The sequence below is a fragment of the Rhizobium sp. 1399 genome, from assembly GCF_031455475.1.
Taxonomy (GTDB): domain Bacteria; phylum Pseudomonadota; class Alphaproteobacteria; order Rhizobiales; family Rhizobiaceae; genus Rhizobium.
The window spans coordinates 233650-245120 of the sequence record NZ_JAVDSU010000008.1 but is presented as its reverse complement, the minus strand read 5'-3'; the positions used below and the strand labels follow the sequence as shown (position 1 = coordinate 245120).

Below are 11471 nucleotides of genomic sequence, written 5' to 3'. Positions count from 1 at the left end.
AAGCAGTCGTTCCCACTCTACTTCGGAGAATTTAGAACCCGGACCGGTTTTCCGTCGATCCAGGCGGCGATATCCTCCACGGCATCCCGATAGAAGATGCGATAGGTTTCCTCTGTCACATAGCCGAGATGCGGTGTCGCCACGACATTGGCGAGCCGCCGGAACGCGTGGTTTGCGGGCAGGGGCTCCTCGTCGAAGACATCAAGGCCGGCGCCGCCGAGATGGCCGCTTTCCAGTGTTGTGACCAGTGCCTGCTCGTCGACAAGTGGTCCCCGGGACGTGTTGAGAAGTATGGCACCCGGTTTCATGCGGTCGAGTTCGCGCTTGCTGATGATGCCTTTTGTTTCAGCATTGAGGGTGAGATGCAGCGTGACGATATCGGCGGCGGATAGCAGTTCATCGAGGGAGGCGGCGTAGCCGATACCGAGATCGGCACTTTTCTGCGGCGTGTTGGAGCGCGACCAGCCGATGACGTTCATGCCGAAGGCGCGGCCGTAAGTGGCGACCTGCTGGCCGAGCTTGCCGAGACCGACGACGCCGAGTGTCAGCCCCCTGAGGTCGCGCCCGACGGAGAGTTGCCACGGATTTTGCGCTGCGCGGAAGTTGGCGACTTCCGAGGGGATATGGCGAACCAGCGCCATCAGCAGCGCCCAGGTGAGTTCAGCGGCTGAGCCGACAAAACCGCGCGTGCCGGCAACCGTGATGCCGAGGCGGGTGGCAGCGGCCATGTCGATCGAGGCATTGGCCATGCCGGTCGTGATCAGCAGTTTCAGCTTCGGCAGCCGACCGAGGCGTTCGGCGTCGAAAGGGGTGCGTTCCCGCATGGCGATGATGATGTCATAGTCCGCCAGCCGGCCGATCAGCGTGTCGGTATCGGCTATATGGTCGTCGAAACGATTGATCTCGACCTTCCCCTCGATGCCGCTCCAGTCGGCCATGGAGAGGGCGACGCGCTGGTAATCATCGAGAATGGCACAGCGTAAAGGCATTCGAAGAACTCCATGAAATATCGGTGTTTGGCGCCCTGGTCAGAGAACCATTATCGCATATTCCGAGGATATGGTGGCCGCTCGCGCAATCGTGAGAGAGGCATAGGCTAGTCGAGTTCTGCCGAATGCTCCCTGAGCAAAGCCAGAAACTCCGCCTGAAGGGCCGTCGGCAGCCAATGGCGGCGCAGCGTGACACCGACGGGGCGGCGCGAATCCGGCAGCGGATAATCCATCGCGGCGAGAAAGCCTGCCTCGAGCTCATAGCGGATCTGATAGCGGGAGAGCAGAGCGAGGTGATCGGACTTCAGGAGCACGCCCCTGATGGCATTGAGCGAGCCGGTCTCGACGCTCTGGCGGGCAGGTTTGTCCTTCGGAAAGGTTGCTGCCACGGTGTTGAAGGTTTCGCGCGAGGGCGTGTCGCGGCGGGCGACGACCCAGGGGTAGTTTGCGAGATCGTCAGGGGTGATCTCCCGGCGCTGCGTCAGGGGATGGTTGGCCCGTCCGACGACGCTGAGATCGAAATCGAAGAGCGGTTCCTGATGCAGCGTTTTCGAGATGAGGCTTCTGCGCAGTGCGCCGACGAGGATATCGATACGACCGCGCTCGAGATCGTCGATCAGCACCCCGTAGCTGCCCTCCACGATTTCGAAGCGCGCGAGCGGATAGCGGCTAGCGAGAAGTGCGACTACGTCGGGCACCAGGAAGGTTCGGGTCAGTGGCAGGGTGCCGATCGAGATACGGCCGGCATAGTGATTTCGTGTCTCCAGAAGCTCGTCGCGAAGGTTTTCGAATTCAGAAATCGCCAGGCCGAACCAGCGGGCGGCGGAAAGGCCTGCGGCCGTCAGGCGGACATTGCGACCGGAATTTTCGAAAAGGGAAATGCCCGTGACGGCTTCGGCTTCGCGAGCGGCGCGTTGTACGGCCGGTTCCGATTGCTCCAGCATGCGGGCAGCGGCGCTGAAGCTGCCATGTTCGGCAAATGTCGCAATGGCGCGCAGGTGCGGCCATGTGAGGCGCATCTCGATAACGCCGATTGCCGCTTTTGCAGCTGGTCCACAGGCCTGACGGATAAGACCAAGAAGGCGACGGAACCGCTGTTGGGCGATCTGGCCTTCTGCCGTCAGCGTCATGGCGTCGCGTTCGACCAGGGTTGCGTTCAGAAGCTCTTCCAGCCGCCGCAAGGCCTGGGATGCTGCAGGCTGGGTGATGCCGAGAATGGCTGCGGCTGATGTCAGCGAGCCGGTCTCGGCGCAGGCGACGAGCAGCCTGATATGTCTGATATTTGGATGGTTGGGCGTCGGCATGGCTCTTCCTGAGGACCCGGGGAGGGGCTTCTCAGGGTAGCGCGACCGATGTTTCGACGGAACGGTGTTTGTTCATCCAGTCTGCCGCCACCTGGATGCCGCCGAGCGGGAAGATATGCAGTTGGCCGATGAGGCTTTCAGGCTTTTCTGCTTTGTGATCGGCAAAGGCAGCGACCAGATCGGTCGGCTCGTAGGGCAAGAGCAGCTTGCTCATGTCCATGGCGCGCTTCTGCAGCACCTTGATCGAGGGGCCAATGCCGCAGGAGATTGCGTATTTGATCAATGTCTGCAGCTTGGCTGGACCGGCAATGCCGACATGGATGGGCATGGTGACGCCGGCTGCCTGGATGCGTTCCGCCCAGTCGATGACAGGCTGAGGATCGAAGGTGAATTGAGTGGTGATGGCAAGCTGCGCATCGGTACGCGAGGCGAAATCCTGTTTCCAGAGCAGTGCCCGATCGGCCAGGGCAGTTGATCCGTCCGGATCGACATCGCGGCTGCCTTCCGGATGACCGGCAAAATGCAGATGCGTGAAGCCGTGATGGTCGAAAAGCCCGGTCTCGATCAATTGTGTGGAACTGTGAAAATCGCCTACAGGCGTGTTCCTGCCGCCACCGAGCAGGAGAGCCTGGCGGACATCGGCTTCGCCCCGATATCGTTCCAGCCAGTCCGCCAATGTGCTGACATCAGGAATACTGCGGGCCGGGAGATGCGGCATGACTGCAAACCCTTGTGCGCTTAGCCGCCTTGCCGTCGCCACCATATCATCGATCGGGGTGCCGTCGAGATGAGCGATATAGACTCGGGTCCCCGTCGGCAGGAATGCACGAAAGTCATCGATCTTAGCGGCCGTACGTGGCATGACCTCGATCGAGCAGCCCTCGATCATGTCTGCGAATTCCGGCTCAGGAGTGCGTTCCCTGGATTTGCCGGCAAAATTCAACAACGCCATTTCATCACTCCCTTCGGCACTCCTCTACGCCTCTCAAAATGTATACATAAAGAAATCTATTTCAATCCAGATGAGTCAATTTCGGGTGAAATTGCGATAAATCTGCAGATATCTCGATCTATAGGTATTCATTTAACTCGAAAAGAACAGGAACGTGCCTGTCGTGTAGGCGGTGCATTCGCTCCGGCAGCGTCAATAAATCCGGGCAGGGCCGCTAAAGGCGGCATCGAGGGCCTCGACAATTATATCGAGCTGAAAACCATCCATTTTGTCTAGGTGCGGGCAGGGTGGACGGTCGCCGGAGCGGGCTTGGCAGCCATCCTTTCAGCCCACTTCTGCCTCTATCTGTAACCTCAGCTTATGACCCGTCAGCAGAACGAAGTTGCCTGCCGCTGCCAACCTTCCTAGTATTTTCAATGGCAGGCGGACGTGGAGGCGTGCTCCTGCGAGGAGGATCATCATGAGATTTTTGAAAGCCGGTGAGGCCATCGCCCGGCAGCCTGCCGCATGACCGAGCCCTGTTTTGACGTCGCCCATCTCGGTCATGTGGAACTCTACAGCGACCGTTTCGACGAGAGCCTGGATTTCTTCACGCGGGTCTATGGGCTCACACCCAGCCTGATTGAAGATGGCGTCGCCTATCTGCGCGCCTTCGACGATTATGAATTCCATACGCTGAAACTGGTTCGGCATCACACGACCGGCGTAGGCCATGTCGGCTATCGCACGTCGTCTCCGGAAGCCCTGGAGCGGCGGGTGAAGGTGATCGAGGAAATGGGCTGTGGCCTTGGCTGGGTGGACGGCGACGCGGGACATGGCCGCGCCTATCGCTTCACCGATCCGGATGGTCATATTTTCGAGCTCTATTACGAAACGCATGTCTATGAGGCGCCCGAAGGGGAGCGTCCAGCGCTGAAGAATATCGCCCAGCGCTATCATGGGCGCGGCGCCAGTCCGCGCCGGCTCGACCACCTGAACCTGCTCGCAAGCGATATCAGGGCAATCCGCGACTTCATGACGAAAGCGCTTGGCAGCCGGGTGACGGAGCAGATCCAGCTCGACAATGGCCGGCTTGGAGGCTGCTGGTTCACGGTCAACAACAAGACCTATGACATCGCCTATTCCGAGGACCATACCGGTGCGAAGGGTCGCTTCCATCACGTGACCTACGCGGTCGACCAGCGCGAGGACATTCTGCGCGCGGCCGATATCTTTCTGGAGAACGGCGTCCATATCGAAACCGGGCCGCACAAGCATGCGATCCAGGGCACCTTTTTCCTCTACGTCTGGGAGCCAGCGGGCAACCGTGTTGAGCTCGCCAATGCCGGCGCGCGGCTGATCCTCAGGCCCGATTGGCCGACAGTCACCTGGACGGAGACGGAGCGCAAGAAAGGCCAGGCCTGGGGTCTGAAGACGATCGAGACATTTCACACGCATGGCACGCCACCGGTGGCGAGGAAGGACTAGTTCATGGCAAAGACGGCCTTGGTCATCAGCGCGCATTCGGCGGATTTCGTCTGGCGCTGCGGCGGTGCGATCGCGCTGCATCAGGAAAAGGGTTACGAGGTGACGGTCGTGTGCCTCTCCTACGGCGAGCGTGGCGAGAGCGCCAAGCTCTGGAAGAATGCCGGGATGACCCTGGAAAAGGTAAAGGCAGGGCGGCGTATCGAAGCGGAAAATGCGGCCAAGGCGCTTGGCGTGCACGATATCCAGTTCTTCGATCTCGGGGACTATCCGCTGGTCGTGGATCAGGAGGCAAAGTATCGGCTGGTCGATGTGATCCGTGCCGTGCAGCCGGAATTCATGCTCAGCCACTCCAAGTGGGATCCCTATAATACCGACCATATGTACGCGACACAGGTGGCGCTCGAAGCGCGGATGATCGCGCAGGCCTGGGGGCATAAGCCCGGCGAGAAGGTCCTTGGCGCGCCGCAGCTCTATCTCTTCGAGCCGCATCAGACAGAGCAGATGGAATGGAAGCCCGACGTCTTCCTCGATATTTCACCGGTCTGGGAGAAGAAATGGGCGGCGATCCAGTGCATGGAGGGGCAGGAGCATCTCTGGCACTATTACAAGAATGTCGCCGAGAACCGCGGCAATCATTTCATGCGGAATTCCGGGGGCCAGTCGGGCGGCCGCAAGGCAACACATGCCGAGGGCTTCCAGTCGGTGTTCCCGCGAACGGTGGATGAACTCTGATGGGCGTCGTCGTTCAGAACATCGAGAGGGCGGAACAATCCGTTATCGATCGTCTCGCTGCCTGCGGGGTGGCGACCGTGCATGAGGCGCAGGGCCGCAAGGGCCTGCTCGCAAGCTACATGCGACCGATCTATCCGGGTGCGAGGATTGCGGCGAGCGCGGTGACTATTTCCGCCCCTCCGGGCGACAACTGGATGCTCCATGTGGCTATCGAGCAGATCAGAGCGGGTGATATCCTGCTGCTTGCGCCAACCAGCCCCTGCGAGGACGGTTATTTCGGCGATCTTCTGGCGACGTCTGCCATGGCGCGTGGCTGCTGCGGGCTGGTGATCGATGCCGGCGTACGCGATGTTGCCGATCTCAAGACGATGAACTTTCCCGTTTGGTCGAAGGCGATCTCTGCGCAGGGGACGGTCAAGGAGACGCTAGGCTCGGTCAATATTCCCGTCGTCTGCGCCGCTGCACTGGTCAATCCAGGTGACGTGATCGTTGCCGACGATGATGGCGTCTGTGTCGTGCGGCGGGAGGAGGCTGCTGACGTTGCCGGCAAGGCCGAGCAGCGGGTCGCGGCGGAAGAGGAGAAGCGCCGGCGGCTTGCCGCAGGCGAACTCGGGCTTGATATCTACAAGATGCGCGAACGGCTGACGGAGAAGGGGCTGAAATATGTCTAGGGCCGCCGCGCAAGACGGCGTTCGCTGCATGTGGATGCGCGGCGGCACCTCCAAGGGCGGTTATTTCCTGGCTGAGGATCTGCCCGAGGATCGCGATGGATTTCTGCTGCGCGTGATGGGCTCGCCCGATCCGCGACAGATCGACGGCATGGGAGGTGCCGACCCGCTGACCTCTAAGATCGCTGTCGTCCAGCGGTCCGAGAGGCCCGGCGTCGATATCGACTATCTTTTCCTGCAGGTTTATGTCGACGAGCCCATCGTCACCGATGCGCAGAATTGCGGTAATATCCTTGCCGGCGTCGGGCCTTTTGCCATTGAGCGCGGCCTGATCGAGGCCGAGGATGAGCAGACCGAAGTCCGCATCTTCATGGAAAATACCGGGCAGGTCGCCACCGCCAAGATCGCCACGCCGGATCGCCGTGTGACCTATGCGGGTGACGCTCGTATCGACGGCGTGCCGGGCACGGCGGCGGCGGTGCCGATCACCTTTGCAGATACGGCAGGTTCAAGCTGTGGAGCCCTGCTGCCGACCGGCCATGCCGTCGATATCATCGAGGGTGTCGCATGCACGTTGATCGATAATGGAATGCCCTGTGTCGTCATGCTCGCCAGCGATCTCGGCATCGATGGGACGGAAACGCCTGATACGCTCGAAGCCGATGGAAACCTCAAAGCAAAACTTGAGGCGATCCGGTTGAAGGCAGGGCCGATGATGAATCTTGGCGATGTCGCGAAGAAATCCGTGCCGAAGATGACCATGGTTTCGTCGGCAAGAGCTGGTGGCGCGATCTCGACACGCACCTTCATTCCGCATCGCTGCCATGATGCGATCGGCGTGCTCGGCGCCGTCAGTGTGGCGACGGCCTGCCTGCTGCCCGAAGGGCCGGCGGCAAAACTGGCTGTCGTGCCCGATGGCAACGAGAAACTGATCTCGGTCGAGCATCCGACCGGGGAGATGAGTGTGGTCGCGACCGTCAGGGACGGTGTCGTGACCGATGCTGCAGTGCTGCGGACCGCGCGTAAGCTTTTCGACGGATATGTCTTTGCGTGAATGCTGCTGCACTTTGTTGCTGATCAACAAGGACAGGCCGTCATATCCGCAAAACAGGAGGCTGAGATGAGGATCGGGTTTCTAGGTTACGGCGAAGCGGCGCGAGCTTTTCACGAGGGCTTGAGCCGGCCGGGCCTGAGCTTCATCGCCTATGATATCCTGCTTGCCTCGGGCGGCGAGGCCGTGCGCGAAGCGATGCGGACCCGCGGCGCCGATATTTCCGAGACCATTGCGGGGCTCTCAGAAGCGGACTGGGTGTTCAGCGCCGTGACTGCCGACCAGAGCCTGCTTGCGGTCGAACCGCTGCTGCCGCATCTGCGTCAGGGGCAGGTGGTGATCGATATCAATTCCGTGTCTCCCGGCCGAAAACGGGAGACAGCTCTCGCTGTAGAAGCGGCGGGCGGCGATTATCTCGACATGGCGGTCATGGCGCCGGTTCACCCGCGCAAGCACCAGACGCCCGTACTGCTCGCCGGTGCTCCGGCTGAGCGGCTGTTGTCGGAGCTTCTGGGTTTCGGCTTTTCGGCAGAGATTGCGGGGCCGGCAGCCGGTGCCGCGACAGCGATCAAGATGGTACGTTCGCTATTTGTGAAAGGGCTGGAGGCGATCACTGTCGAGGCCTTGCTCGCAGCAAAGGCATCCGGCTGTTACGAGGAAATCCTCTCTTCGCTTTCAGGGTCTTTTCCTGGTCTCAACTGGCCACAATTTGCCGAATACCAGATGGAGCGCACGACGCGGCACGGGCGGCGGCGGGCGGCGGAGATGCGCGAAAGCGCTGCGACGCTCGATGCGCTTGGGCTTCGTGGCGGCTTGGCGATGGAGATTGCCGAGGTGCAGGAGCGCATGGGTGCTTGCGGCCTCGGCCAGACTGGCGGGCTGGAAGAAACTGTCGGACGTGTGCTGGAATTGCGGTTGAGGCCTTAAGAAAGGATTAGCATCCGAGGTTGGGATCGTATGGCCCGGATGAGGGGGCCGTGGCTCACAAGCGACCGTCCCTCTCGGTCCGATCGTTCCCTCTCTTGCTTTGCCAGCCCCCTCATCTGCCCCTCTCCGGGGCACCCCTCCCGCTCGTGGCGGAACTAAAACTCTATGTCCTCGGTGTCATCGGATCACGGATGCGTCCGGCCTGGAATGTCGCAGGCAATGGCGTGAGTTCGATCTTTGCCACAATGCCTGCCCTGTTGAAAGGGTCGCCCTCTGCAAAGGCTGTCGCTTCGGCGATACCAGCCGTTTCCAATATGCCGAAATTGCCGATCGAGGTCCCGCCGTCATCGAGCAGGGCAGAGCCGATCAGCACCGTAGCGAGGCCTTCACCGCCGGATTGCACCCAGGCGCGATGGGCCGGGCGGTGCAGGTCGCGGGCGCTATCCTGCCCGGAATGGTGCAAGCAGCGCATGAGGAAGAAGGCGGGCATCAAGCGGCGTTTTCCAGAACGATCATGCCGGCACCGGTCATGGAGGCAGGGGCATGATAGTGCTTGTGGACGAGGTTTACCTGCTCGTTCATGGCGGCACGCATGACCAGCCACATGATGAGCTCTGCGCCTTCAGAACCGAACTGCTCGACATAATCCTCGCGGCTCATGGCGCGATAAGGTTCAGGATTGGCAGCAATGCCGTCCAGCCAGGCGCGATCCGCCGTCTGGTTGATGAAGCCGGCGCGGGCGCCTTGAAGCTGATGCGACAGGCCGCCGGTGCCGAGGATGACGACGCGTTCGTCACCCGGCCAGCTTTCGATCGCCTCGCGCAATACCTTGCCCATTTCCCAGCAGCGCTGCGGGGTGGGGATCGGATACTGGATCGTGTTGACCCAGATCGGCAGAACCTTGACCGGCCAACGCTCCGGCCGGCCGAAGAAGAGTTCCATCGGCACCTGCAGGCCGTGATCGACCTCGATCTCGCGGCAGACCAGCGGATCGAAGTGGCGCTCGACCAGCTTGTCGACGAAGTGCCAGGAAAAATCGACCGCACCTTCGAAGGCGGGAATGGACCGTGGTCCCCAGCCTTCATCGACCGGCCGATAGGTTTCCGCCACGCCGACGGCAAAGGTCGGCACGCGGTCGAGGAAGAAGCTGTTGCCGTGATCGTTGAAGACGACGACGGCGATATCGGGCTTCGCCTCGCGCATCCATTGCTTGCCTGCCTCGTAGCCATCGAAGAAAGGCTTCCAGTCCGGCGTGTCGCGCAGGCCCTTGTCGAGTGCTGCGCCGATCGAGGGAACGTGGCTCGTTCCGAGGCCGCCGATGATCTTAGCCATTTCTTTTCTTTCCCAGTCTTTCGTAGAGGAAATCCTCATGCGACATGCCGGCCTGTGCAGCGCCGATCTGAGTGATCGGTGTCGGGTCGACGGCGGCGATCTTCAGGATGAAGAACAGGTTGCCGCCGAGGCGCACCATCTCGTGCCAGTCACGGTTTTTGACGGCGGCTTTTTCCTCATCGTCCAGGCCGAAGCGGGCAAGATAGGCATCCTCATCCGCCTTGAAGGCGTCGCGGTTAGCAGGCTGACCAAGCGCCATCGCCATCTTGTTGAGCTGGTAGCCACGGATCGAGCCGGCCCGGTCGAAGAGCGGCGTATCGGGAATGGTCGCGGTATTCTCAAGCATAATTCCTCCAAATCTGCGCGTCAGCCAGCTGGCGATTGCGGCCGTAACTTCGACTGGCCGCTCTACGGGTGCGAAGTGCCCGGCATCTTCGATGATGACGAGTTCTGTATCGGATGCCGCGTCCGCGATTTCCTGATGCTGGACGATCGGGCTCCAACCATCGTGGCGCGCTGCGACAAGCAGAATGGGACAGCCGAGTTCGGCTATATAGGCGCTAGCGTTCGGCCGGTTGATCAATGCGCGGATCTGCCGCTCATGCATATCGGGATCGGCTCGCAGCACCATGGCGCGCAGGCTGGCGATGAGTTCCGCATCCGTCAGCCGGGCTGGGCTCAGCATGGGCGGCAGCCACTCGTCGGCCAGTTCTTCCATGCTGCGGTGGCCAAGGTCGATCATCTGCTGGCGTCTGATTTCCTCGCCGTCGCGTTTCGGGTGATGGCCGGTATTGGCGAGCACCAGGCCGCGCACGCGGTCCGGTGCGATGCGTGCCATTTCCATGCCGACGCGCCCGCCCATGGAGTGGCCGACCGCAATGAGATCGCCGTCGGTGGCAGCGAGAATGCTTTCCGCCATGGTCGATATCGAGGAGGTGCGAGAGACGTCGGCTGCATGCACCGCCATGTGCTGCGCGACAGCCTCGGCAAGTGGCGCCCATACAATGCTGTCGGACACGAGCCCCGGAATGAGCACGAGCGTTGCCATCGATTTTCCTCCCGCAAGACAGACATCATAAATGTATACATGGTGTCAAGGGATTGGCCGATATGGCTATGATAATTGCCGTACTTTGCGGACATTACCTCTGATATGCATACAAATCTGTGCTAGAGTGATGGCTTGAAGCGGGGTTTTGTATGCGTTCGCGCTGTTATATACATTTAGCCGGGATTGGAGGCGCCGATGAAGCAGAGTGAAGCCGCAACGCATGGCCGTCGCGCCGTTATCGAGTTGCGGGAAAAGATTTTGAGCGGCGAACTGCAGGGCGGCACGCGCCTCTTCGAAGTACCGTTAGCGGAAGCGCTTGATATTTCACGCACACCGGTGCGCGAGGCGATGTCGCGGCTGACGGAGGAGGGGCTGCTCGATCGTCTGCCCAATGGCGGCTTTGTGGTCCGTCGCTTCGGCTTTGCCGATGTGGTCGATTCCATCGAGGTGCGTGGCGTCATGGAAGGCATGGCGGCAAGGCTCGCTGCCGAACGAGGTGCCACACCTGATGCGCTTGAGGATATCCGGCAGACGGTGCTCAAGCTCGACGCTTGTTTCGGCGAGCAGCTCGACGATGTCGATTTCGACGCCTATTCCGACCTGAACGAAAAATTCCACCATCAGCTTGCAGCGCTTGCCGGTAGCGAGATCATTCGGCGTGAGGTGGAGCGGGCAAGTTCGCTGCCCTTTGCCTCGCCCTCGGCCTTCCTGCCCGACAAGGCTGATATCACCGCCTTCCGTCGTTCGCTGCGCTCCGCGCAGGACCAGCACAAGGCGCTCGTCAGTGCGATCGAAGCGCGCGAAGGCAGCCGCGCGGAAGCGATCGCCAGGGAGCATGCCCGCACGGCGCGGCGCAATCTTGAATACATTCTGGCGGAGGACCCAACCCTGATCGAGCAGATCAGGGGGCTTGCGCTGATTTACCGGTAATTTCAGATAATTCGCGCTTCAACAGGGCGGCTCGTGGCCGCCCTTTTTCATTTTCGGCGCATTGAACT

At 61.0% G+C, this 11471-nt stretch carries 12 protein-coding genes; 6 read left to right on the top strand and 6 right to left on the bottom strand.

Annotated elements, in window-relative coordinates; genetic code table 11:
* Nucleotides 1-17: 17 nt before the first annotated feature.
* The 3 genes from J2X71_RS24435 to J2X71_RS24425 form a co-directional block, all read right to left on the bottom strand.
* The gene (locus J2X71_RS24435) at nt 18-989 is read right to left on the bottom strand and encodes a D-2-hydroxyacid dehydrogenase family protein (protein ID WP_310386055.1); all 972 of its coding nucleotides are present in this window, start codon (nt 987-989) and stop codon (nt 18-20) included.
* A gap of 107 nt (nt 990-1096) precedes the next feature.
* A complete protein-coding gene (locus tag J2X71_RS24430; RefSeq protein WP_310386053.1) occupies nt 1097-2293 on the bottom strand; it encodes a LysR family transcriptional regulator in 1197 nt (398 codons plus the stop codon).
* 31 nt (nt 2294-2324) lie between these two features.
* Nucleotides 2325-3245, bottom strand: coding sequence for a methylenetetrahydrofolate reductase (locus tag J2X71_RS24425; RefSeq protein ID WP_310386051.1), 921 nt, complete (start codon nt 3243-3245; stop codon nt 2325-2327).
* 507 nt (nt 3246-3752) lie between these two features.
* Here J2X71_RS24425 and J2X71_RS24420 point away from each other — a divergent pair.
* The 5 genes from J2X71_RS24420 to J2X71_RS24400 all read left to right on the top strand — a co-directional run bounded on the left by J2X71_RS24420 (nt 3753) and on the right by J2X71_RS24400 (nt 8090).
* On the top strand, nt 3753-4712 hold the full coding sequence (locus J2X71_RS24420) for a VOC family protein (protein WP_310386049.1): 960 nt from the start codon (nt 3753-3755) through the stop codon (nt 4710-4712).
* Nucleotides 4713-4715: 3 nt separating this feature from the next.
* A complete protein-coding gene (locus tag J2X71_RS24415) occupies nt 4716-5444 on the top strand; it encodes a PIG-L deacetylase family protein (RefSeq protein WP_310386047.1) in 729 nt (242 codons plus the stop codon).
* Nucleotides 5444-6115 (top strand): 4-carboxy-4-hydroxy-2-oxoadipate aldolase/oxaloacetate decarboxylase, encoded by a 672-nt coding sequence (locus J2X71_RS24410; RefSeq protein WP_310386045.1) that lies wholly within the window; start codon nt 5444-5446, stop codon nt 6113-6115. Before J2X71_RS24415 ends, J2X71_RS24410 begins: the two co-directional genes overlap by 1 nt.
* Nucleotides 6108-7166, top strand: coding sequence for a 4-oxalomesaconate tautomerase (locus J2X71_RS24405; RefSeq protein ID WP_310386043.1), 1059 nt, complete (start codon nt 6108-6110; stop codon nt 7164-7166). Before J2X71_RS24410 ends, J2X71_RS24405 begins: the two co-directional genes overlap by 8 nt.
* Before the next feature lie 66 nt (nt 7167-7232).
* The gene (locus tag J2X71_RS24400; RefSeq protein ID WP_310386041.1) at nt 7233-8090 is read left to right on the top strand and encodes a DUF1932 domain-containing protein; all 858 of its coding nucleotides are present in this window, start codon (nt 7233-7235) and stop codon (nt 8088-8090) included.
* A gap of 163 nt (nt 8091-8253) precedes the next feature.
* On the opposite strand, the gene J2X71_RS24395 is transcribed toward J2X71_RS24400, so the two are convergent.
* Genes J2X71_RS24395 through J2X71_RS24385 form a run of 3 tightly spaced genes read right to left on the bottom strand, consistent with a single transcriptional unit; the run spans nt 8254 to nt 10470 of the window.
* The gene (locus J2X71_RS24395; protein ID WP_113319501.1) at nt 8254-8580 is read right to left on the bottom strand and encodes a YciI family protein; all 327 of its coding nucleotides are present in this window, start codon (nt 8578-8580) and stop codon (nt 8254-8256) included.
* Nucleotides 8580-9422 carry a class III extradiol dioxygenase family protein gene (locus tag J2X71_RS24390; RefSeq protein WP_310386039.1) on the bottom strand — a complete coding sequence of 281 codons (843 nt, stop codon included), beginning with the start codon at nt 9420-9422 and terminating at the stop codon, nt 8580-8582. Before J2X71_RS24390 ends, J2X71_RS24395 begins: the two co-directional genes overlap by 1 nt.
* Nucleotides 9415-10470, bottom strand: a complete 1056-nt coding sequence (locus J2X71_RS24385) for an alpha/beta fold hydrolase (RefSeq protein WP_310386036.1) — start codon at nt 10468-10470, stop codon at nt 9415-9417. Before J2X71_RS24385 ends, J2X71_RS24390 begins: the two co-directional genes overlap by 8 nt.
* 198 nt (nt 10471-10668) lie before the next feature.
* Here J2X71_RS24385 and J2X71_RS24380 point away from each other — a divergent pair, with 198 nt between their 5' ends.
* Entirely contained in the window at nt 10669-11403 is a 735-nt protein-coding gene (locus J2X71_RS24380; protein ID WP_310386033.1) for a GntR family transcriptional regulator, read from the top strand.
* Nucleotides 11404-11471 lie beyond the last annotated feature (68 nt).